The organism is Parabacteroides distasonis ATCC 8503 (assembly GCF_000012845.1).
In the GTDB taxonomy this organism is placed as follows: domain Bacteria; phylum Bacteroidota; class Bacteroidia; order Bacteroidales; family Tannerellaceae; genus Parabacteroides; species Parabacteroides distasonis.
The window spans coordinates 2,101,616-2,125,925 of sequence record NC_009615.1 but is presented as its reverse complement, the minus strand read 5'-3'; the positions used below and the strand labels follow the sequence as shown (position 1 = coordinate 2,125,925).

At 47.5% G+C, this 24,310-nt stretch carries 16 protein-coding genes and 1 pseudogene; 10 read left to right on the top strand and 7 right to left on the bottom strand.

The window, feature by feature from the left end; translation table 11 throughout:
* Window positions 1-175: 175 nt before the first annotated feature.
* Window positions 176-562, bottom strand: a complete 387-nt coding sequence (locus BDI_RS08925) for an HYC_CC_PP family protein (protein WP_041525575.1) — start codon at window positions 560-562, stop codon at window positions 176-178.
* A gap of 143 nt (window positions 563-705) precedes the next feature.
* Between BDI_RS08925 and BDI_RS08920 the strand changes: the two genes are divergently transcribed.
* Window positions 706-1,989, top strand: coding sequence for a DcaP family trimeric outer membrane transporter (locus BDI_RS08920; RefSeq protein ID WP_011966591.1), 1,284 nt, complete (start codon window positions 706-708; stop codon window positions 1,987-1,989).
* Window positions 1,990-2,070: 81 nt separating this feature from the next.
* Here BDI_RS08920 and BDI_RS08915 read toward each other — a convergent pair whose 3' ends face one another.
* Window positions 2,071-3,642: a ClC family H(+)/Cl(-) exchange transporter gene (locus BDI_RS08915; protein WP_010185117.1), complete on the bottom strand. Its 1,572-nt coding sequence runs from the start codon at window positions 3,640-3,642 to the stop codon at window positions 2,071-2,073.
* Window positions 3,643-3,823: 181 nt separating this feature from the next.
* Window positions 3,824-4,822 carry a hypothetical protein gene (locus BDI_RS08910; RefSeq protein WP_008779463.1) on the bottom strand — a complete coding sequence of 333 codons (999 nt, stop codon included), beginning with the start codon at window positions 4,820-4,822 and terminating at the stop codon, window positions 3,824-3,826.
* A gap of 108 nt (window positions 4,823-4,930) precedes the next feature.
* On the opposite strand from BDI_RS08910, the gene BDI_RS08905 reads away from it, so the two are divergent.
* Window positions 4,931-6,253: an MATE family efflux transporter gene (locus BDI_RS08905; protein WP_005858302.1), complete on the top strand. Its 1,323-nt coding sequence runs from the start codon at window positions 4,931-4,933 to the stop codon at window positions 6,251-6,253.
* Between the two features lie 4 nt (window positions 6,254-6,257).
* Here the strand turns inward: BDI_RS08905 and BDI_RS08900 are convergent, their stop codons facing one another.
* Together BDI_RS08900 and metF are read right to left on the bottom strand one after the other, a co-directional pair.
* A complete protein-coding gene (locus BDI_RS08900; protein WP_005858299.1) occupies window positions 6,258-7,382 on the bottom strand; it encodes an ATP-binding protein in 1,125 nt (374 codons plus the stop codon).
* Window positions 7,383-7,636: 254 nt separating this feature from the next.
* Window positions 7,637-8,590, bottom strand: a complete 954-nt coding sequence (metF, locus tag BDI_RS08895; protein ID WP_005858295.1) for a methylenetetrahydrofolate reductase [NAD(P)H] — start codon at window positions 8,588-8,590, stop codon at window positions 7,637-7,639.
* Window positions 8,591-8,710: 120 nt separating this feature from the next.
* On the opposite strand from metF, the gene BDI_RS08890 reads away from it, so the two are divergent.
* The 4 genes and pseudogenes from BDI_RS08890 to nifJ all read left to right on the top strand — a co-directional run bounded on the left by BDI_RS08890 (window position 8,711) and on the right by nifJ (window position 18,100).
* Complete coding sequence (locus BDI_RS08890; RefSeq protein WP_011966590.1) at window positions 8,711-11,950, top strand: AAA domain-containing protein; 3,240 nt, start codon at window positions 8,711-8,713, stop codon at window positions 11,948-11,950.
* 181 nt (window positions 11,951-12,131) lie between these two features.
* Window positions 12,132-13,151 (top strand): branched-chain amino acid aminotransferase, encoded by a 1,020-nt coding sequence (locus tag BDI_RS08885; protein ID WP_005858291.1) that lies wholly within the window; start codon window positions 12,132-12,134, stop codon window positions 13,149-13,151.
* A 180-nt stretch (window positions 13,152-13,331) separates the two neighbouring features.
* Window positions 13,332-14,510 (top strand): ATP-binding protein, encoded by a 1,179-nt coding sequence (locus BDI_RS08880; protein ID WP_008779466.1) that lies wholly within the window; start codon window positions 13,332-13,334, stop codon window positions 14,508-14,510.
* Between the two features lie 38 nt (window positions 14,511-14,548).
* A pseudogene (gene nifJ, locus BDI_RS08875) lies at window positions 14,549-18,100 on the top strand (pyruvate:ferredoxin (flavodoxin) oxidoreductase).
* A 306-nt stretch (window positions 18,101-18,406) separates the two neighbouring features.
* On the opposite strand, the gene BDI_RS08870 reads toward nifJ, so the two are convergent.
* Both BDI_RS08870 and BDI_RS08865 read right to left on the bottom strand, forming a co-directional pair.
* A complete protein-coding gene (locus BDI_RS08870) occupies window positions 18,407-19,576 on the bottom strand; it encodes a porin (RefSeq protein WP_011966589.1) in 1,170 nt (389 codons plus the stop codon).
* A 147-nt stretch (window positions 19,577-19,723) separates the two neighbouring features.
* On the bottom strand, window positions 19,724-20,758 hold the full coding sequence (locus BDI_RS08865; RefSeq protein WP_005858283.1) for an aldo/keto reductase: 1,035 nt from the start codon (window positions 20,756-20,758) through the stop codon (window positions 19,724-19,726).
* Between the two features lie 96 nt (window positions 20,759-20,854).
* Here BDI_RS08865 and BDI_RS08860 point away from each other — a divergent pair, with 96 nt between their 5' ends.
* The 4 genes from BDI_RS08860 (at window position 20,855) to BDI_RS08850 (ending at window position 23,794) form a co-directional block, all read left to right on the top strand.
* Window positions 20,855-21,631, top strand: a complete 777-nt coding sequence (locus BDI_RS08860; RefSeq protein WP_011966588.1) for a Cof-type HAD-IIB family hydrolase — start codon at window positions 20,855-20,857, stop codon at window positions 21,629-21,631.
* A gap of 34 nt (window positions 21,632-21,665) precedes the next feature.
* Window positions 21,666-22,208: a beta-class carbonic anhydrase gene (locus tag BDI_RS08855; RefSeq protein ID WP_011966587.1), complete on the top strand. Its 543-nt coding sequence runs from the start codon at window positions 21,666-21,668 to the stop codon at window positions 22,206-22,208.
* A 186-nt stretch (window positions 22,209-22,394) separates the two neighbouring features.
* Window positions 22,395-22,556 (top strand): hypothetical protein, encoded by a 162-nt coding sequence (locus BDI_RS21050; RefSeq protein WP_005858277.1) that lies wholly within the window; start codon window positions 22,395-22,397, stop codon window positions 22,554-22,556.
* Window positions 22,557-22,789: 233 nt separating this feature from the next.
* Window positions 22,790-23,794, top strand: a complete 1,005-nt coding sequence (locus BDI_RS08850; protein WP_005858275.1) for a M28 family metallopeptidase — start codon at window positions 22,790-22,792, stop codon at window positions 23,792-23,794.
* Window positions 23,795-24,310: the final 516 nt, after the last annotated feature.

Sequence of the window (24,310 nt, the reverse complement as noted above, 5' to 3'; positions counted from 1 at the left end):
GCGATCACATGAGTACTCGTGATGTTTTACGCCAGTACTCGCAATGGATTACTCCAGTATTTGCAATGGATTACTCCAGTACTTGCGGTGGATTACTCCAGTACTTGCAATAGATTACGCCGGTACTCGTGCGTAAACAGACGTAAATCGCCTTTTAAAAAGGAAGCCTATACCGCTAAATCAAAAAAGTACAATGATGGACGAATAACGGGATAGCGCTATTCTCCTTGGGTGGATTAATAAAGGGATTGGAACGTGTTGTCTCGTCTCGCCCGGCGATCTTATAGGAGTCGAGTAGATCGAACAACAAAACTACAGCGACAGGAGCGGACAATTGCACGAGCGTATTCGCCACATCCTGATCGACGGATAACTTAACATATTCCGTCTCGGTAGAGCAGCACTTATGGGACGTGCCCGCCTCACCGCAACTGGGGCAAGTGTCAAGATACTGCAAACTCACCTCCGCCAACTTACCCATACAATAATGGTAATTCAGCGCAAACCCGGAGGAAACCCCGAGGTAAAAAACAGCGAGTATGAACAATAAAAATCTTCTCATCCCAAGTAATATATTCCGCAAATATATGAATATTTTTTGAATGGGCAATAGGACGGAAAAAGTGCTCGTAGGGTTGTTAAAATCAGAACCTTTTCTTTATAGCCTTGTTCAAAGTAGGTAATTAATCTAAACAAAACACATTTATGAGACTATTTGTACAAGGAGCAGTATTACTGCTAGGCATGGGATTCTTATCGGCTCCCGCTAAGGCTCAGAAGGTGGTCATCGAGGATGATGCGCCAAATTCGATAGTCCTTGTCAGCCAAGACAAGGCAGGTGATGAAATCGTGAGGATAATGAATGAGACGCAGAGCCCTCGTTTCCACGACCCGAAAGCCCCCCGCTTCGTATTGACCGATCGTAAGGGACGTTTCGCCTTGGGTATCGGCGGTTACGTGAAGGCTACGGCGGAGTATGATTTCGGCGGTATCTCGGATGATGTCGATTTCTATCCGTCCATGATCCCGAATGGTGAACAGAACTACGTCCGTAACCAGTTCCAGATGGACGCCACTACGAGTACGATATTCTTGAAATTGGTGGGCCGTACCAAACGCCTCGGGGATTTCGTCGTGTATACGGCGGGTAACTTCCGGGGAGGCAGCAAGGTCTTCGAGCTCCAGAACGCCTATGTGTCTTTCCTTGGTTTCACGATGGGTTACGATTATAGTACCTTCATGGATCTGGCCGCCCTTCCGCCCTCGATCGATTATGCGGGGCCTGCCGGACAGGTTTTCAGCCGTGCCACCCTGTTACGCTATGAGCGTGCTTTCGGTAAGGGATGGAAAGCGGGTGTAGGTATCGAGATGCCAGTGGTGGATGGCATCACGAACCAAAGCGTGAATATCAGTAACCAACGTATGCCGAACTTCCCTGCCTATATCCAATACGCTTGGAATAAGAGCAGCCATATCCGTGTAGCTGGTATCGTACGTAATATGACGTACGAGAACTTGGTGGCGCAACGGGCCGAGTCTAAGGCCGGCTGGGGCGTGTTTGCCGCCTCTACGTTCAATGTGACGAGCAAGCTGAACTTCTACGGTCAGGCTACTTACGGCCGGGGTATCAGCCAGTTCTTGAATGATATCAGTAATCTGGACGTGGATCTGGTTCCGGACCCCGAGGCCAAAGGCAAGATGCAAGTGCTTCCGATGATGGGTTGGTATGCTGGCTTGCAGTATAATATCACGCCGAAGGTATTCGTCTCCAGCACCTATAGCCAGACTCGTTTATACAGCGAGAATGATTACCCGGTTACCCCGTCGGATCAATACCGCTACGGTCAATACTTGGTAGCCAACATTTTCTGGAACGTGAACGCCAATCTGCAAGTCGGCGCCGAGTACTTGAGAGGCTGGCGTACCGATTTCAACGATATGACCCGCCACGCCAATCGACTTAATGTTTCCGCTCAATATAACTTCTGATAATGTAGCGTTTTGTAAATGTGCCACACCGGGGGATTCTTGGTGTGGCATTTCTTTTCGAGGCGATTGGCAGATCAGCGATTAATAGATGTTCGCCATGCTAACCAGCGGCTCATACAGCTTCTCGATATCCTGCGAATCGATCTCGATCTCTACCTGATCGCCGGGGATAAGGGTCTGTCCAGCAGGAGCCAAGTCCTTGCGATCCCGGTGAATAGTCTTGATGATACAACGTTGGGGGAGGGTGAGGTGATCTACCTCCTTCCCGTCGAAATAGGCACCTGTCATGATCTCGACGAACAGGCTGGAACGCCCTTCGGCACGGAAGGCTGGAGTCGAGATCATCTCGTCATAGAGAACCACGTTAAAGGGCTTTATCTGTAGCATTTCCGTGAAGTAATACGTAAGCCCGCCGACAATGATAGAGGGGTAGAATACATCCAGATGCCCGGTTATCTCCGTAATCAAGACGATACCCGTCAGTGGTGTCCGGACTACCGCCACCAAGAAACCTACCATGCTGATTAACATGATATAGCTGATGCTCTCCGTCTCAATGAAACCATACTTCACCAATAATAAGGCGATGATCTGCCCGAACAATCCCCCGGTAACTAGTGTAGGGATGAAATTCCCTCCCGGCAGTCCGGAGGAGAAAGAGAGAGACGTGAATATCAAGTGGATGAGCATCATCGCCGCTATCCATAAAACGGGGTGATATCCATGCATCGCTTGCATGATAAGGAATTGCTCGCCTCCTCCTGTCAAGTCGATCTCCGTCAATGAGATCGTATACGCTATGATAAGCAGGTACAACATCTTCATATAAGGAGGATGCTTCAGTCTGGTAAAGAAATCCTTGCACCAAAGGGTAAACATCGAGTAAATTTTCCCGAAGACGGAAATAACCACGGCCAGAAATAAGAACAACTTCAGTTGATCTATAAAAGTAGCCTGCGGGGCAATAGCGCTAATCTGCGAGTAGGGGTTGAAGGGAAAAATCAAGCTCGCTACGCCTCCCGCCACGACCCCTGCCAGCAAGGTGGTAATGGCGGTCTTGGGAGCGTCGAACCGTTCGATGGACTCGATCACCAAAAGTGAGGAAGCGAGGGGAGCGGCGAAAGCGGCGGCCAATCCGGCACCTGCGCCGGCGGCCAAAAGTTGCTTGCGCTCTCCAGCCAATACGTGTCCCCATTTGGAAATGATATTCCCCACGTAAGATCCGATCTGTACGCACGGCCCCTCACGACCAAGGGACAGGCCGGCGCTGATTGCTAATATCCCTCCCGTGAACTTGGCGATTAATTGTGTCAACGGGTTCTTATAAGTGATCCTGCCATTGATAACCGCCCGTGTCTGGGGAATGCCCCCACCGGTAATCAGCGGCATCTTCTTGACCATCCAATTCACACAAAGCAATATACCCCATAGCGTGAAGAAGAACAAGACATGGAAATACCAAGGGTAATGACCGTCGAAAAAAAGTTTCCGGCTATTGAATAACTGCTGGAGCAGATAGTGATAAGGTACCGCTACCAACCCGGTCAGCAATCCCACGAAAATGCTTACAAAATAAAGCCTGGCGTCAATAAGTTTCAATTTCCAGATCCGCCAGCGCCTCAATTTTGTTATATCTAAGAGATCATTATCCATCGGACTCACCTTGTTTTCGTTTCCTGTTACAACAACCAAGGTAAATAAGAGGTTTAAAATCTCATTCCATTGAACCTTTTTTTAAAAGCCTTGTTATTAAGATATAGTGTTTTTCATGGTATTAGAATTAAGTTAGATTAGGTTATCCGTCTTGTTCGTGAGAATAGGGCGGTTTTCCTGTTTATAGGGGTTTGTACTTTGAGGCGGTTAGGATTTCTTGGGCGTCGTTGTTTTGCATCAACGCCTCCGGGGTAGATCCCGTCTCCTTTATGTACTGGTTGATGATCTGCCAGCCTATCCAAGTCCCGATATTCCCGGGAGCGTCGTTCCCGGGGAAAATGGTCGGGGTATCCTCGAAATATTGGGAAGTCGTCAGTTGATCCGGGGTATAAAGATGCTTGCGCTCGATGATTGCTTTCCAGATTGTTCCTTCGTTGTCCTTGCACCAGTTGTAGGCCTGTTCGGTGTATCCCATTAGCTCGGCGGCATCGGGAACGCCTAAGGCTTGCGAGAGCAGGTATTTGATTTTTCCCTCGTAAATCATCCGGTCCAGCAATACGTTCTCTTTTCCTGCGAAAGGATATTCGGACATGAGCCAACCCGCCAGATAATCCGGGACTACAAGTCCACGTTGCATTTTCAATTTCTGGGAGTCATAGAAGAAATCCTGATACAAGGGATAGTCCTTTCCCATATACTTATCGATGGAAAGGGAAAGCAGGCTATCGCCTACCAATACGTTCTGGTTGAAACCAGATACATGCATATAGATAGCAGGGATCTGCATCGAGGGGAAATTCTCCTTTAGATAGGCGAATCCGTACCCCAAGGATTTCTCGATATCCTCCACGGAATCATATTGGGTGATAGCGTCACGATACAAGCCTTTCAAGGTAGGCTCCGAGTAATAATTCCGCATTTTCTCGAAGAAGCCGGGAGTCTCGATGGTTTGCAGGTTTAATATGCCTTTCCCGATGATATCCAGCATTTCCGGGTATTGTTTGATTAGTTCGGGTTGCAAGGTGGTATCTCCCGTATCGATCAGCCGGAATAAATCCTTGTCAAAACGATTGATATGCAGGGGTTCGACGGTAGCGTAGTTGATCGTATTTGTGTTTTGCCCGTTGCAGCTCAATAGCGTAGCGGACAAAATGCAGGCCATGATGAGTTTTGTAACCATATCTCTTCGTATAATAATGTAATATGATAAGAAACGGATCGCATGGGGTAATATTGTGTGACTGGCATCTTATTACTACCTTTGCCTCCCTTTTATTTAAGATTCATCATGCGATATACGAACAAACAAATTCTAAAGATCACGTATCCGGTATTAATCAGCTTGCTCATGGAGCATATGATCGGATTGACGGACACCGCTTATCTGGGACGTGTCGGCGAGGTTGAGCTAGGTGCCTCCGCCTTGGCAGGAGTCTATTATCTCGTGATTTATATGCTGGGCTTTGGTTTCAGTGTAGGAGCTCAGGTGCTGATGGCACGTCGTAATGGTGAGGGGGAGTATAAGCGGATCGGCGAGGTTTTCACGCAAGGCGGGCTATTCCTTTTTCTGCTGGCGGCGGTGTTGTTTACGGCCTCTAATCTGCTTACGCCCTATCTGCTCCACCGGATGATCGGCTCAGAAGAGGTGTATCGGGCGACGATGAGCTATCTGGACTGGCGGGTGTACGGGTTCTTCTTCTCTTTTATAGCGGTGATGTTCCGTGCGTTTTACGTGAGTACGACGAATACGAAGATCTTGACGGCCAATTCGGTGGTGATGGTGCTTACCAACGTGGTCTTGAACTATATCTTGATATTCGGTAAGTTCGGGTTCCCCGCTTTGGGGATAGCGGGTGCCGCTATCGCTTCCTCGATCTCGGAAGCTGTTTCCGTATTGTTCTTCGTGATTTATACTTGGAAGAAGATAGATTATAAAAAATATGGTCTGTTCCGTTTTACGAGAGTGGATTTTAGGATGCTGGGACAAATACTGAGTGTCTCTATCTGGGTGATGATCCAGCATGGGATCGCTTTTGGGGGATGGTTTATCTTCTTCATCGCTATGGAGCATCTGGGCGAGCGGCCGTTGGCGATTACGAATGTGGTACGTAGCATCTCCTCGTTCCTGTTTATGTTCGTGAATGCTTTCGCCTCCACGAACAGCTCGCTGGTAAGTAACTTGATCGGCGCCGGGGAGTCGGACCGGGTGCTTCCGCTTTGCCGGAGGATGATCGGGCTATGCTATGCGTTCGTGCTACCGATCGGTATCTTGATCGCTATGTTCCCGTCTACCGTATTGCGTATTTATACGGATAACCCGGATCTGATCGCTAGCTCGATCCCCTCGCTGTGGGTGATGCTGTCCTCTTATCTTTTCGCCGTTCCCGGTTTTATTTATTTCTTTAGCGTATCGGGGACAGGCAATACCCGCCGTGCGCTGGAAATCGATATGGCTAGCATATTCGTGTACGTATTATATATATTGTATGTCGCCGTATGGTTGCGTGCGGACGTGGCGGTTTGCTGGACTACGGAGTATGTATATAATATCATGATCCTTTCTTCTTTCTTCTATCTATGGAAAGGAAATTGGCGTAACAAGAAAATCTGAAGACTTATCTTTTGATTAGTACGGTAATTCGTAAGGATAAATCAAAAAAGACCATCTTGGCATTCACGTTCTGTGTGATATGGCGTTCCGCTTTCGCCAATTCTTCCATCAAATCGATCACGTTTCGCTCGTTGACGAAAGGGGAGAACTTAACGGAGAAGCTAGCCTCGTCCAGATTCATATAATTAAGTTCCGGCGATTGGAACCGGTACATGAAGTTCTCCCGGATCAAATGCTGACAATAGGAGAGGAAGTTTTTTTGTCGTTCCCGTCCGATCCCTGCCATGACGTCCGCCATCGCTTTCATGCCTTTTACGTTTCGTGCCCATGAGTTTCGCATCATGGCCTTGAATTGCTCCAGAAAGAATTTATTTTCCTCGCCCAAGCTAATCGCCTCCATCGCCTTGATAAAACTTCCGGAGGAGAGGTGAGCGACGTGTTTAGCGTCGTCGGGCGAAAGCCCGAAACGGGATACCATGGCATTCATGATCGCATCGGTCTCAATGGGACGGATGTGGATGCGTTGCGCACGGGATTGGATGGTCCCGAGGATAAGGTCCGGTGTCTCGGATACCATAAGGATAACCGTTTTCATAGGAGGCTCCTCTATGATTTTCAGAAGCTTGTTGGCGCAAGTAGGATGTAGTTTCTCCGGCAACCAAACCATCAGGATACGATATTCCGCCTCATAAATCTTTAGGCTCAGTTTATGGATAATCTCATCGCTTTCCTTGGAATAGATGATCGCTTGTGAGTTTCCGGCCTCGATATAATCCAGCCATTCATCCATATTGAAATAGGGATGTTCTTTGAGGAACCCACGCCATTCACTGAGATAATCATCGCAGACCTCTTTCTTTTTCTCTTTCTTGGCTACGATTGGGAATACGAAATGCAAATCGGGATGTGCCAATTCGTCATATTTAAGGCATGACGGGCAACGTCCGCAAGCGTCCGTCTCCGTCCGGTTCGTACAATTCAGATAACGGGCGTAAGCCAAAGCCAGCGGAAACGCCCCGGCCCCCCCTTGCTCCGTGAATAACTGCGCATGGGGTACGATCCCTGTCCGAGTCGATTGCCTCAACCGTTCCTTTACTTCCTCTTGCCCGATGATATCTTTAAAATACATGAGATATTTCCTTTTCTATAGAATAAGGAACGAAGTTACGGAAAAGTATTCAGATATCAAAAGGTGCGGGGTTTTGTAAATATCAATTGACATATATAGAGTAAAACTAAAAACGGATACAATAACAAGTCAAGTCCAATAAAGAATATGTATTTCATTACCTTAGAATTTTAAAAATAACCATACTTAGTACATGATTGTTCAATCGTGTACTTCTATTAGACAACTCAGCGTGGAAAAACCCCTATTGTATCTCAATAAATTTCTTTTGCTATTTTGTAAACGCTATCCGAGGCCATCATTGTGTAGAAATGTAAGCTCGGTACGCCATGAGCGATCAGATCCTTGCACTGCTGTATACACCATTCCACACCCACCTCTTTCGCTTCCGCATCATCTTTACATTTACGTAATTCTGTCGCGAAAGGCTCTGGGATATCCGCACGGAATATCTTCGGAAGAACCGTTAATTGGTTCTTGAAAACGATCGGTTTGATACCGGGGATGATGGGAACCGTGATACCTTCCGCACGGCAACGATCCACGAACGCATAGTACTTGTCATTATCGAAAAACATCTGGGTTACCAGATATTCAGCGCCATTTTTTACTTTCTCCTTTAAGTAATAGATATCGGATTCCATATTGGGTGCTTCCTCGTGTTTCTCCGGATAGCAAGCCATGCCGTACGAGAAGGGAGTCTCTATACCGTCTATCTTGGAACCGTCTAACGCAATACCTTCGTTGAAATGATTTACCTGCTGTTGTAAATCAGTTGCGTGGTCGTGATATAACTCCGGTTTTTGCTGGGAGGCCTCTAAGGTCTTTATATCTCCCCTTAATATTAAGAGGTTGTTTACGCCAAGGAAGTTCAAATCGATCAAAGCGTATTCCGTCTCGTCTTTCGTAAAGCCTTTACATATAATATGGGGTACGGCAGGAATACCGTATTTATTCTGGATAGCCGAAGCGATCGCTACGGAGCCCGGACGTTTACGGATGTTTACTTTCTGGAAACTTCCGTCTGGTAAGGTTTTATAGACGAACTCGCTATGATGGGAGGTGATATTTATGTATTTAGGGTCGAATTCCTTCAACTTGTCAATCACATTATATACCTTCTGGATACTGTTACCTTTCAGCGGCGGTAATATCTCGAAAGAAAAAGCGGTACTCTTACTATTCCTTATCAGATCAATGACTTTCATATTTTAATTATTTTTGACGCGAATGTAGCAAATATACTTCGAAATAGCTTACATTTACGATCATTAATCTAACAAAGCGGCTAACTGAGCGCTTTCGTGTAAACTAAGGTTTTTTAAAGCATGGACTTAACTTACTTAAAAACGCTATTGGGCTTTGTCTCGAATCGTACCCATGATACAACAACTAGTATTCTGGCTTACTGGGAAGTGTTGGAATATTTTCAAGAGCTGTCATTCCCTCAGGCTTCTAAATCTGGTTTACCGGAGGATGAGGTACGGGTAAGATATGTGAGATCGGAGGATGAGTTGAAGTATTTCATATATGCTCCATACAGGGATGCGGATAGCTTCCGTCTGTATGTGGGAGGTGTTCCTAAATATGATCTTTTGTCCGAGCTATATCGTTTGATTCCGGCGGATAAGGATAATGAGCGTTTTCGTAAGCTGTTGGAGAAGAATAAATCTGTAAGCGTGCTCTATACGATTGATTTATCCCCGTCCGGAGAGTACATAGAAGGCTCGTTCCAACTTTCGCCTTATATCTGGGCGATCAGCTGCTTAATTCATGACCGGGAGGTTGATGAGGAGTGGTTGGAGGAACTACTGGAGGATGGAAACGACTTCTTTATGACAATTGAGGATGAGGAAGGGATAGAGTTCTTCTCTCTTTTGCGGCAGAAGACGGTAGAGTTGCTAGATCGACTGCGGATCCGGAGTCTATTTACCGTAAATGATGGATTTAGAAGGAATGATTTGGAGCGGGTTTGTGCCCGTGCGCTAAAATCGGATGATACGGACTTAAGCATAAGCTTCTATGCGAAAGATTTAAGCAGGGTTCGTAAAAGTCTGCTGGATAAAAGGCCCAATCGTTTACTGGTGAACTATATAAATGCTCCTTTGATGAGTGGAGGGAACCGTCAAAGTATATGCTCAATAGAGAATTATAGGAAATGGTTAGGTCCGGAAAGATATCCGCTGGGCCGTTGGCCTTCTGAGTTCAGCCCGGCGTTGATGCAACAGATGGCTATTAATATAGCGTTGGCCGAAGAAAATGCGGGAGGCTGTGGCATTTTCTCCGTGAATGGCCCTCCGGGAACGGGTAAGACAACATTGCTGAAAGATATTATCGCCGAGTACGTGGTACGGCGTGCCCGGTTATTAGCGGATTTGAATCAGCCGGATGATGCCTTTACAGAGACTCCGCTTTTAGTGAAGTCTTTGGAGGCAGGTAAAAGTCAGAAGACATTTGGTTTGCAGATGGGACGGGGATTGGCCGATTATGGAATTCTTGTGACATCCTGTAATAATACGGCTGTAGAGAATATCACCTTCGAGTTACCCGAGACGAGTAAACTACCTACCGCTGAAGCCATGTCAAAAGCCGGGCACTCTCTAGTCTTTAGTGAGGGTAAAGATTTATTTTTCGGAGATTTGGCTTCCAATATGCTCAATGGAAATACCGATCCGGGAAAACATACGAAACAGGCCTGGGGATTGATATCCGCCCGTTTAGGAAAAGGGGATAATATCCGTTCTTTCAGCGAAATGGTATTAAGGCCGTTTGTTTCCAAGATGAGTCCTAAAAGAGACAATGAGAAGGTTATGCGGGAGTTTAAGAACCGTTTCCCTTCTTTCGATATCGCTCAACAAGAGTTCTTGAAGCAATATCGAATAGTGGAGCGATTGCGGCGGTCGGTCTCTTGTAACGAAGAGGTATTTAGGATGGCGGACGAGAAGATGCAGTCCTCGAATCCTTTGAAGAACGCTGAATTCGACAAAGCAAGGGAAGATCTATTTTATCAAGCTTTGGTCCTGCATGGCTCTTTTGTGATCAATTCCTACAAATGGCGTTGCAACCTTTATTCGCTGTTGGCCTTTTGGGATAATAAATATATGCCGGAGGAGAAAGAATTGATATTCTCACATGTGTTGAATAGCTTGTTTTTCTTGGTGCCTGTGGTATCTACCACATTCGCTTCCGTACAGAAGATGCTGGAGTACATGGGTAGGGAGCAATTGGGATTGTTGATCGTGGACGAGGCCGGGCAAGCCGCTCCCCAATGTGCGGTAGGCGCTTTGTGGCGGGCAAAGAAAGCGATCATCGTGGGAGACCCGAAACAAGTGGAACCGGTAGTCACCACCGATGAGACGTTGATGACTCTCTATCAAAAGAAATGTGGTATCGTATCCTTGTCTTCTTACCTCTCGAAATCCCATTCCGTGCAAGGTTTCGCCGATTTGATAAACCGTTATGGGTCTTGGATTGGAGAGACGTGGGTAGGCTGTCCGTTGGTCGTGCACCGTCGTTGTATCAATCCTATGTTTAGCATCTCCAACCGGGTGTCGTACGACGATACGATGATTCTGGGAATGAAAGATGCGGTGAAAGACGAGGAGAAAAGTCAATTGTTGCTAGATCATTCCTTATGGATCGATGTGCCCGGTAAGAAAGGTACTAGCGCTAAAGGGAATAATGATCATTACGTGGCGGAGCAAGGCGAGGTATGCTTGCGCTTGATATTGGCGTGGATGGGAAAACACCGGGAGAAAGAGGATACCCGGAAATTATATGTGATCTCCCCCTTCACCACGGTTGTGAAAGGCATTAAGGCTGCGGTTAAAGCCGTCTTGAATACGGAGGAGTATAGTGGGCTTAAAGGTAAATTTAAGGGGTGGGAGACTGCCAACTGCGGAACGGTCCATAAATTCCAAGGAAAAGAAGCCGAGGAGGTTATCTTCCTGTTGGGATGCCAACCTTCTTCAACTGGTGCGATAGGTTGGGTAAATAGCAATATCCTGAACGTGGCGGTTACCCGGGCGAAGAAGCGGGTGTATTTTATCGGGGATTATGAGGTGTGGTCTCGGCAGAACTGGAATTTCAGCCCGGAGATTATCTGTTTTTCCGAGGAGGATACAGGGCTTCAACGAATACATTTCTCGGAACTTCCGGATTTTGGGGAGATCGAGGCCATGGAAGAGACTCCAGACTTAGAATTCCCGGGAGCAGAGGATAGCCAAGTAGAATATTTATTGGAAGAAGATGAGATCGATCCGGAAACAACGGAACCGGAGGATAGAAAGCAAGATATACGCCCCATTCCAAGATACTCATTCTTGACTGGTCCGGAATACCATCACCGTTACCGGGTGATTTACTCGCATCCCTATCAACTGATATTTGAGGTCTTGATGACCGATCCGACGGAGACTTTACCGGATTTACCGGTTTCTTTTTACCGTAAGTTGTCCGATTCGCCTTCCTTATGGATGTGTTTGATCTATCCGGTCGCCCTTGATTTCCCAGCGCAAGAGTTGGAGAATGAGTTCGACCAAGTGATAGATTGGTATAATTCGTTATAGGCCGAAATGTAGCCTTCCGCTTGCTTTTTTTAGTTTATAGGCCGAACTATATATAAATTAGCGTATATTTGCGGTACACAAAATCTCCCATAGCGACGGCTATGGGCGTTTTTGCTTTTGAGCGATATTATTAACAGTGTAATTTGTTAATTTTAAACTAATTACAGCAAATTGTATAGATATGGAAAATTTAAATTGGTCTGAGCTGGGATTTGGTTATATCAAGACAGACTACAATGTAAGATGCTACTATCGTGACGGCAAATGGGGTGAGTTGGAAGTTTCTTCATCCGAGATTATCAATATTCACATGGCCGCTACTTGCTTGCATTACGGACAAGAGTCTTTCGAGGGCTTGAAGGCCTTCCGCGGGAAAGACGGTAAGATCCGTGTATTCCGTATGGATGAGAACGCTAAACGTATGCAATCTTCCAGCCGGGGTATCAAGATGGCTGAGTTGCCTGTAGAGATGTTCGAGGAAGCTGTACGTAAGGTCGTGAAATTGAACGAGCGTTTCGTTCCTCCTTATGAGAGCGGTGCCGCTTTATATATTCGTCCGCTGATGATCGGCTTGGGCGCTCAGGTGGGTGTGAAGCCGGCTCCCGAATATATGTTTATGATATTTGTCACTCCGGTAGGTCCGTATTTCAAGGGTGGATTCCAGCCCTCGAAGGTATGCGTACTTCGTGAGTACGACCGTGCGGCTCCTAACGGGACAGGTACGATCAAGGTCGGTGGTAATTATGCCGCTAGCTTGGTAGCCGGCGAGATCGCTCATTCCAAGGGATACGCCGCCGTATTGTATCTGGATCCGAAAGAGAAGAAATATCTGGATGAGTGCGGTCCGGCTAACTTCTTCGGAATCCGTGGCAATAGCTATATCACTCCGCAATCCCACTCGATCTTGCCTTCGATCACGAACAAGAGCTTGCAGCAATTGGCCGAGGATATGGGCTTGACGGTAGAGCGTCGTCCGGTTCCTTTCGAGGAGATCGCTACATTCGACGAGGCTGCCGAGTGTGGTACCGCCGCGGTTATCGCCCCGATCTCGCAAATCGACGATTTGGACGAGAACAAATCTTTTGTTATCGCCAAAGATGGCAAACCGGGTCCTGTTTGCGAGAAACTATATCATAAGCTACGTGCCATCCAGTATGGCGACGAGCCGGATACTTACGGATGGATCTCGATCATTGAATAATATCTTTTGTTTCGTAAGGACTGGAGTGCGCTCCGTCTTTACGAGACAGAATACGTTGATAGGCAATTGTTAGTTTGAACTTTACTTTTTGCAATAAAATTGCAATCTCCGCATTGCAAATGAGAAAAGATGTTTATCTTTGCATCGGTAATTCCAAATTTTCAATTACCAATTATGTAGGTGGAAGCATTCTTTAAAACACATAAATATCTGGTAGAGCATCTGTATTCTCCGGTACGAAGGGGATTGATGGATGAGATCAATTGGGAGGATCGGTTGATCGGTATTAAAGGTTCGCGAGGAGTCGGAAAGACCACTTTCTTGTTAGACTATGCCCGTGAATATTTTGGTGCCGATAATAAGGAATGCTTATACATTAATTTAAATCATTTCTATTTTACGGAACGCACACTCGTTGATTTCGCCGCCGAGTTTCGGGCTAAAGGCGGAAAGGTGTTGTTGATAGACCAAGTGTTTAAGTATTCCAACTGGTCGAGAGAGTTGCGGTATTGCTATGATAATTTCGAGGACTTGAAGATCGTTTTCTCCGGCTCGTCGGTGATGCGTCTGAAAGAGGAGAACCCGGACTTGTCCGGCAAGGTGGTATCGTATAACCTCAGGGGGTTCTCGTTCCGTGAGTTCTTGAACTTGATGTCGGGGAACCAGTTTTCCGCGTACACGTTCGATGAGGTAGTAGAGAATCATCAGGAAATCGCCAAACGTATTTGCTCGGTCGTAAGGCCGATGGCTTATTTCCAAGATTATCTCCATCATGGTTTCTATCCGTTCTTCTTGGAAAAGCGCAACTTCTCCGAGAATCTGCTGAAGACCATGAACATGATGCTAGAGGTGGACGTGTTATACATAAAACAAATCGAACAAAGCTACCTACCAAAGCTACGCAAACTACTCTACTTATTGGCTACGAGCGCTCCTTGTACCCCAAACGTGAGTCAGTTGAGCAAGGATATCGAGACATCCCGGGCCACCGTGATGAACTATATCAAGTATTTGACAGATGCTCGTTTGATGAATATGCTGTATCCGGTGGGCGAATCCTTTCCGAAGAAACCCTCCAAGGTATATATGTATAACTCGAACCTGATGTACCCCATCCGTCCGATGGAGGTAAATGCCGGGGCGGTGCGTGAGTCGTTCTTTTATAACCAACTATTGAAAGACAATAAGCTGAATGAAGGAATCAAGAACGCCCACTTTCTGGTGAATACGATGTATAATTTCCGGATCGAGGAAAACATGAAAGTGAAGAACAATCCGGATATGTACTATGCTGTCGATAAGACCGAGATCGGGGAGGGGAACATGATCCCGCTTTGGTTGTTCGGTTTTCTATATTAAGTAAGAATCTTTTTTAATACTAATAGTTTTATAGGTCTATGACAAAACAGAAGAAATTTTTAACCTGTGATGGTAATCAGGCCGCTGCTCATATCTCGTATATGTTCAGCGAGGTAGCCGCGATTTACCCCATCACTCCGTCGTCTACAATGGCTGAATATGTAGATGAATGGGCTGCAGCCGGACGTAAGAATATTTTCGGCGAGACTGTAATGGTACAGGAAATGCAATCAGAGGGTGGTGCCGCAGGTGCTGTTCACGGTTCATTGCAAGCTGGTGCCTTGACAACAACCTACACTGCTTCTCAAGGTTTGTTGCTTATGATCCCTAATATGTACAAGATCGCCGGTGAATTGCTTCCTTGCGTTTTCCACGTATCCGCTCGTACATTGGCTTCTCATGCGTTGTGTATCTTCGGTGACCATCAAGACGTGATGTCTGCCCGTCAGACAGGTTTCGCCATGTTGGCCGAGGGTTCCGTACAGGAGGTTATGGACTTGGCCGGTGTAGCTCACTTGGCTACGATCAAGTCTCGTGTGCCGTTCGTGAACTTCTTCGACGGTTTCCGTACCTCTCACGAGATCCAGAAGATCGAGGCTTTGGAGAATGAGGACTTGGCTCCGCTTATCGACCAGAAAGCTTTGGCTGAGTTCCGTGCCCGTGCCTTGAACCCGGAGAGACCGGTCGCTCGCGGTATGGCCGAGAACCCGGATCATTTCTTCCAACACAGAGAATCTTCCAACACGTACTACGAGGCAGTTCCCGCTATCGTAGAAGAATATATGAACGAGGTTTCCAAGATCACAGGCCGTAAATACGGTTTGTTCGATTATTACGGAGCTGAGGACGCTGAGCGTGTGATCATCGCCATGGGTTCTGTTACGGAGGCCGCTCGTGAGGCTATCGATCACTTGATCGCTAAGGGCGAGAAGGTAGGTTTGGTATCCGTTCACTTGTATCGTCCGTTCTCCGCTAAGCATTTCTTGGCTGCCGTGCCTAAGACCGCTAAGCGTATCGCCGTATTGGATCGCACGAAAGAGCCGGGTGCTAACGGTGAGCCGTTGTATCTGGACGTAAAAGACTGCTTCTATGGTCAGGAGGATGCTCCGGTTATCGTAGGTGGCCGTTATGGTCTGGGTTCTAAGGATACGACTCCGGCTCAGATCCTGTCCGTATTCGAGAACTTGGCGTTGCCGATGCCGAAGAACCAGTTCACGATCGGTATCGTGGATGACGTTACTTTCACTTCTCTGCCTCAGAAGGAAGAGATCGCCTTGGGCGGTGAGGGTATGTTCGAGGCTAAGTTCTACGGTTTGGGTGCCGACGGTACGGTAGGCGCTAACAAGAACTCGGTGAAGATTATCGGTGATAACACGGATAAATACTGTCAGGCTTATTTCTCTTACGACTCTAAGAAATCCGGCGGTTTCACTTGTTCTCACTTACGTTTCGGTGATCATCCGATCCGTTCTACTTATTTGGTGAATACCCCGAACTTCGTGGCTTGCCACGTTCAGGCTTATTTGCGCATGTACGACGTGACTCGTGGTTTGCGTGAGAACGGTACCTTCTTGTTGAATACCGTTTGGGGCGCTGAGGAGTTGGCTAAGCACTTGCCTAATAAGGTAAAACGTTACTTCGCTCAGAAGAATATCACTGTATATTATATCAACGCCACACAGATCGCCTTGGAGATCGGTTTAGGTAACCGTACCAATACGATCCTCCAGTCCGCTTTCTTCCGTATCACGGGTGTTATCCCTGTAGACTTGGCTATCGAGCAGATGAAGAAATTCATCGTTAAGTCTTACGGTAAGAAGGGCGAGGACGTGGTTAACAAGAACTACGCGGCTGTAGACCGTGGTGGCGAGTACAACCAATTGACGGTTGATCCCGCTTGGGCTAACCTTCCGGATGATGAGGCTGTCGTAAACAACGATCCCGCTTTCATCAACGAGGTAGTTCGTCCGATCAACGCTCAGGATGGCGATTTATTGAAGGTTTCCGCATTCAAGGGCATCGAGGATGGTACTTGGGCGCAAGGAACCGCTAAATACGAGAAACGTGGCGTGGCCGCTTTCGTTCCGGTTTGGAATGAGGCGAACTGTATCCAGTGTAACTAATGTGCTTACGTTTGTCCTCACGCTTCTATCCGTCCGTTCGTATTGAACGATGAGGAGCAGAAGGGCGCTAGCTTCGCTATGTTGGACGTGAAGGCTCCGGCCGCTATGAAGGGTATGAAGTTCCGTATGCAGGTAGACGTTCTCGACTGTCTGGGTTGCGGTAACTGCGCCGATATCTGTCCGGGATTCAAGGGCAACAAGGCTTTGTCTATGGTTCCGCTGGAAGGCCAGTTGGCTGAGGCCGATAACTGGAACTACTGCGTAGCTAACGTTTCTTCTAAGCAAAACTTGGTAGACGTGAAGTCTAACGTGAAGAACTCACAGTTCGCTACTCCGTTGTTTGAATTCTCAGGCGCTTGCTCCGGTTGTGGCGAGACTCCGTACGTGAAGTTGATCACCCAGTTGTTCGGCGACCGCGAGATGGTGGCTAACGCTACCGGATGTTCTTCTATCTACTCCGGTTCTGTTCCTTCCACTCCTTATACAACGAACGAGAAGGGTCAAGGTCCTGCTTGGGCAAACTCTTTGTTCGAGGACTTCTGCGAGTTCGGCTTGGGTATGGAATTGGCGAACGAGAAGATGCGTAAACGTTTGGAAGGCTTGTTGCAACAGATCACCGTGGGCGAGCATGCTCCGGCTGAGGCCAAGGAAATAGCCGCCGCTTGGATCGCTAACCAGAACGACGCCGAGAAGACGAAGGAATTGGCTCCGCAAATCATGGCATTCGTTGAGCAAGGCATCAAGGAGGGTTGTCCGGTTTGCGCTCAGATCAAGGAATTGTCTCACTTCTTGGTAAAACGTTCTCAATGGATTATCGGTGGTGACGGTGCTTCTTACGATATCGGTTACGGTGGTTTGGATCACGTGATCGCTTCCGGCAAGAACGTAAATATCATGGTATTGGATACCGAGGTTTACTCTAACACGGGTGGTCAGTCCTCGAAGGCTACTCCGGTGGGCGCTATCGCTAAGTTCGCCGCTTCCGGTAAGAGGGTACGTAAGAAAGACCTTGGCTTGATGGCTACTACTTATGGTTACGTATATGTGGCTCAGATCGCTATGGGCGCCGACCAAGCCCAGACATTGAAGGCGATCCGCGAGGCCGAGGCTTACGACGGTCCTTCCTTGATCATCGCTTACGCTCCTTGTATCAACCACGGTTTGAAGAAGGGTATGGGTAAGTCGCAAGCTGAGGAGAAAGAAGCCGTAGCATGCGGTTACTGGCACTTGTGGCGTTACAACCCGGCTTTGGAGGCAGAGGGCAAGAATCCGTTCACCTTGGATAGCAAGGAGCCGGATTGGAGCAAGTTCCAAGACTTCTTGAAGGGTGAGGTTCGTTTCGCTTCCGTAGCTAAACAATATCCGGCTGAGGCCGCTGAGTTGTTTGCCGCCGCCGAGGAGAACGCTAAATGGCGTCTGCGTAGCTACAAACGTATGGCTGCCGAGAATTGGGATGTAGAGGCTTAATATAACAGGTCTTTTATTATAGAATGAGGGCGGTGTCTCCGGAAACGGAAGGCACCGCTTTTTTTATGGGGTGGATGGGGGAAGCTGCACATAAGGCAATACGGACCTGTACTACCGTATGTGCCGGCCTGTACTTCCTTATGTGTCAGCCCGCGCTACCGTATCTACAAATCCGTACTAACGTATCTACACGTTTGCACGAACGTATCTGCAAATTTACACAAGCGTATCTGCAAGTTTGCACGAACGTATCTACAAGTCTGTACTACCATATCTGCAAGCCTGCGCTACCGTATGCGCGGTTTGTCAGAAGACCGGGATCGAATAGACCAGCCCCAGCGATATGCGGTGTGTATCCGGCTCTATGGCTCCCATTCGCGTGGCGGCTTTCTCTAGGATAACGCCCCGGTAGGTGTATAGGACGAATACGAAAAGGTCGAGTTGCTTGAAGGGGAAGAATTCCACGCTACTCTGCGCGTTCCACGAACGGCGGTACATCCCTTTCCGGAAATCGCCGTTGCCCTTGTACACCCGGGCGGTCTCGTACGCCCCTTTCACGTAAACGTTCCATTGGGGGTGGACACGGTAATCCACGTCGCCGATAATCGATAGGTATTCGGTGTTCATGGCGGTATGAGGCGTTCCGGGCAGACGGCTGACGACCCCATGCTGGTCGATCCCTTGGCGGGTGTACATAACGTCGAGGTACGTTAGCAACGGGCCTTTCTCATAGGTATTGCCACAGGTGAAATAGTAGGAGTAGCGCTTGCGGGTCTGCTGCCCGACGGCGGTGGCGTAACGCAGTTGCAAGCTTTTGTCCAGATAATAGCTATTCCAGTTGACCGTGTACATAAAGGGTATCTTGGCCTTGGCGGTACCCTCGGGAAGTCCGGTAGGGTAGATGTCCTCGTCGTTACCGTTGCGGTTATTCACGATCTGGAAACAAAGCTCGTGATCCGGGCTGACTTGCCAGTTGCCCGAGATACCGGCTTGGTAGGCGGTCAGTAAATTATTGAACTCGCTAAACTCTCGTACCCGGATGGAATTGACGTAATACTCGTATCCCCCGAAATTGACGAATTGCTTGCCGATCGTGAAATTGAGATTAGGCCGTGCCTTCAGGTTCACGTACGCCAGCTCGAGCGAGGAGGAGAGGTTGTCGAGCGAATAGGGATCGGAGTATTTGTTGAACGACTGCCGGTAATGATACCCCAGCCACTTGCCCACGTCCCCCTTGATCTCCAGCCGGACACGGTTCAGCTTGAAGTTCATACCGTCTAGCTCGTTCCCGACAAACTCAGCGTTGGCCGAGGTGAAAAGCTGGAAGTTCATCTCGGCGCTATTGATCTTGATCTCTCCGTTCGATAATCGTTCCACGAGTGTAGGTTCCCCGTTATTCTCCCGAAGGGTCTCTTGGGCCGTCAGGCTGGCGTTCGTGGCTAGACAAAGCAAGAAAAGTAGAAAATGTTTCCTCATACGATAGATTTAGTTGGTAACAGCCTACAAAAGTATAAAAAACGTCTTAACCAAGATACGTTTAAGGGGATGAAAATGGGTGTTTAGGGGATGCGGACTTTCGTGCTATCCGCATCCCGAGGTGTATACGCTTTCTCTAGCCTCCGTCTAGAACCTCAATTGAGAATTCAATTCCGGGAACTGCGCTTGATGCCAATACGGGTAGATCGGGGTCGTCTGGCTTGCCATATCGAGGCGCTTCACCTGCTCCGGGCTGAGGCTCCAGCCTACGGCCTCTAGGTTCTGCCTTAGCTGCTCTTCCGTGCGGGCACCTATGATAAGGCTGCTTACTGTAGGCCGTTGCAATAACCAGTTCAAGGCGCATTGGGCTACGCTATGCCCGGTCTCCTCGGCTACCTGTTCCAATACCTCCACGATGTCGTACAGGCGTTCGTAAGAAGTAGCCTCGTCAGGTATCGGGCTTCCTCCGCGAGCGACACGCCCGTCCGTCGGGATCGGGTTATTCCGGCGGTACTTCCCGCCCAGACGTCCGGCGGATAAGGGGCTCCAGATAATGGCGCCCACCTTCTGGTCGATGCCTAGCGGCATCAGTTCCCACTCGAACTCCCGGTTCAGCAAGGAGTAATAAACCTGTTGGGCCACGTACCGGCTCCATCCATACCGCTCCGATACGGAAAGCGACTTCATTAAGTGCCAGCCGGAGAAGTTCGAGCAAGCGATATAACGGACCTTCCCGCTCGTCACCAAGTCGTCCAAGGCTCGGAGTGTCTCCTCTACCGGGGTATTTGCGTCGAAACCGTGCATATGATAAATGTCGATATGATCCGTGTTCAATCGTCTCAGGCTCGCCTCGCACGCCTGTATCAGATGGAAACGGGAAGAACCGATGGCGTTACGGCTCTCCGGGCTTAGGTTGAAAGTCGCCTTCGTGGAGATCAAGAGGCGATTCCTCAATCCGTGGATCGCCTTTCCCAAGATTTCCTCGGAAAGACCGTTGGAGTAGACATCCGCCGTATCGAATAGATTCACCCCGGCGTCCAAGCAAAGATTGACCATACGGGTAGCCTCTTCCACCTTGGTATGTCCCCAACCTTCAAAACCATTCGTGCCACCAAAAGTAGCCGTACCTAAACAAAGTGCCGGAACGTATAATCCGGAACCTCCTAGTTGTCTGTATTCCATAAAAAACTATATCTATTATTTGATGAAGGAAATGAAAATACAAATGTAACAAATAAAGTGTATCTTTGTCATTAAAAGAAGATAATAGGTATAAGTATGATTAAGGCAGTATTTTTTGACATTGACGGTACGTTGGTAAGTTTCAAGACGCATAAACTACCGGACTCCACGGTCCGGGCCTTGGACCTGTTGCGAGAAAAGGGAATCAAGGTTTTCATCGCTACCGGCCGCCAGTTGCAATCTATCAATAACCTCGGGACGCAAGAGTTCGATGGCTATGTTACCTTGAACGGAGGATATTGCTTGGCCGGAAAAGATAAGGTTATCTATAAACATAATATCCCGGCGGGGGATATAGAGGCGTTGATCCGCTATCAAGAGAATGAGGAGGCGTTCCCGTGCGCCTTGGTGGAGGAAGATGGGATTTACCAGAACTACGTGGATGATTCTGTGCGACAGCTTTACGACATGCTAGACTTCCCTCATCCTCCCTTGCGTCCTTTGCGTGGCAACGGGGGTAAGGAAGTATACCAGCTGATAGCCTTTTTCTCTCCCGGCCATGAAGAACGTATCATGTCCGTCTTGCCGCATTGCGAGGCTACTCGCTGGAACCCGCTATTTGCGGATGTCGTGCCGCGGGGGAGCAGTAAGGCGGTAGGGATCGATAAGATCATCGAGTATTACGGGATCTCGCTCCACGAGACGATGGCTTTTGGCGATGGAGGCAACGATATGGCCATGCTTCGCCACGCCGGGATCGGGGTAGCCATGGGTAACGCCGGCGACGAGGTGAAAGAGGCGGCGGATTACGTGACCGACTCCGTAGATGACGATGGTGTCATGAACGCTTTAAGACATTTCGATGTTATATGAATAAACAGTTTAATAACGCTAAATCACAAACGCTATGATTGATGAATTGGTAAGCTATAATCGTGAGTTCGTAAAGAACAAGGGGTATGAGAAGTATATCACGAATAAATATCCCGATAAGAAGATCGCCATCGTGTCTTGCATGGATACCCGGCTGACCGAGTTGCTACCCGCCTCCTTGGGCATCAAGAATGGAGACGTGAAAATTATAAAGAACGCAGGGGCGATCATATCCCACCCCTTCGGAAGCGTTATCCGGAGCTTGATGGTGGCGATTTACGAGCTTGGGGTTGTAGAGGTAATGATAATCGGGCATACCGATTGCGGAGCCAAGCACATGAATAGCTCCGAGATGATCGAAAAGATGAAAGAGCGGGGAATTCCGCAGGAACGAATAGATATGATCCGATATTGCGGTATAAACTTCGAGTCGTGGTTGCGGGGATTCGAGACCTCCGAGGCTTCCGTGCATGAGACCGTGGAGCAAATTCGGAATCATCCGCTGATTCCGTCGGATATAACGGTAAGAGGGTTTGTAATAGACTCTGTTACAAGTGAATTAACGCCGGTGGAGTAATCCCCGGCGTATTTAGACTTATTTGCATAATTCATAAATAATCGAAAAAAAGAAATATTTTATTATGTTCTACAACATTGTTTCGGATAAAATGGTTATCTTTGTAACGAATTAAGAAAGAAAGATCGTTTTAGGATTATTTATTAACTGGCTTTCCAAGCGTGGGAAGCGTAAAACAAAAAGATTATGATGATGAGAGAAAATGAGAAAAGCCTTCGTGCTTTAGCGATGTTGCGTTATCAAGCAGATCGTTACCAGTCAGCTGGCAATGGTGCCATGAGTCAGCGATTAAACGCTGAGATCCGTCGCCTTATGAGCGAAATGAGTGTAGATGCGGATAAGAACTAAAAGACCGCGTCTTTTTTAAGTAAAGAATTAAAGTAAGAAATAAATTAGATGTCATCTCTTACCTCCGTTCAAAACGGAATGGTGAGAGATAGGAAATGAGGATTACCTTTGGCGATACGGCCGGGTGAGCCTTTTTTTGTGCCCTTTCCTTTCCTTCTCCTTCGCGTATCAGGGAAATTACTTATATTTGTGAATGAAAAAGCTAAAACAATAATCATTTGAACACAAAAGCGATGAAAAAAGCAGGATTACTCTTAATGTCGCTGGCATTAAGTACGGCTCTTTGGGCGGAAAGTCCGGAGAAGAAAGGTTTGGACGTGATAAATAGATCGACCGCCGAGGCGCATATCGGTTTCTTGGCCGATGATGATCTGGAGGGCCGTGAGGCCGGTTTCCGTGGAGGCCGTATAGCGGGAGATTATATCGTGGCGAACTTGAAGTCTTTAGGTATCGATCCCGTGGGCGATTCCTATTACCATCCGTTCGAGGCTTACCATCTGGAACGCCAGAAAAGAGGAGCCCGTTGGCAAGTCCACCCGGACTCGGTGGCCGCTATCAAGCAGACCGGTGTTTTCCAGAAGCTATCCTTGAATAATATATTGGGTAAGATAGAGGGGAAGAACCCGAACGAGATCGTGATTGTCGGCGCTCACTATGACCATCTGGGTATCGACCCGATGCTGGATGGCGACCAGATCTATAACGGGGCGGACGATAACGCCTCCGGAGTCTCTGCCGTTTTGCAGATAGCGAGGGCTTTCCTTGCCACGGGCCAGCAACCGGAGCGAACCGTTGTATTCGCTTTCTGGGACGGTGAGGAGAAAGGGCTTCTCGGATCGAAAGCCTTCGTTCAGTCTTTTCCAGAGATAAAGAACGTGAAAGGATATTTGAATTTCGATATGATCGGCCGTAACAATAACGAGGCGAAGCCTACCCATGTGGTTTATTTCTATACGGAGGCGCACCCTGCTTTCGGCGATTGGCTGAAGAACGATATCAAGAAATACAACTTGAATCTGGCACCGGATTATCGTCCGTGGGATAACCCGGTAGGAGGGAGTGATAACGGTTCCTTCGCAAAGATAGGTATCCCTATTATCTGGTATCATACCGACGGGCATCCGGATTACCATCAACCGAGCGACCATGCCGACCGGATTAATTGGGACAAGGTGGTGAATATCACGAAGGCCTCGTTCCTTAATATGTGGTATATGGCGAATGAGAAAGATTTTTAGAGATTATACTTCTTTTTCAATAGAAGATATCTAATAAAAGTAAGTTAACTTCATCGGCGAAGTAAGTTAACTTACTTTGGCATTTTAATTAACTTACTTTGCTAATGAAGCTGGCTTGCTTTTATATTCTGAAAAAACGCCTGAATTACTGTGATTTCATATCTTACCGCAGATACTTAGTTCTACATGAACTCAAGTCGATTTTAACTTAAAACCGTTTATATTTCTAATTTTATATTGTAAAACATAAAAATAAGGAAAGATTTATTTAATTATAATAACACAATATAATGAATATTTCATATCTTTGCCTCCGATATAAAATGTGCTAGGTATTTTGGCGCCAACTAAATAAAACAACTTCTACTTAAGAAAAGTTCATGTAGGACTCCGATAGTTAGCCCATTTTTTATTTGAACTTAATTACGCTAGAACTCAGGAGTGAGTGTATGTATGTGAATAATTTTAAAAGACAAATGTTTCGCCAAGACATTGTCTAATTATTTATCAATAAAA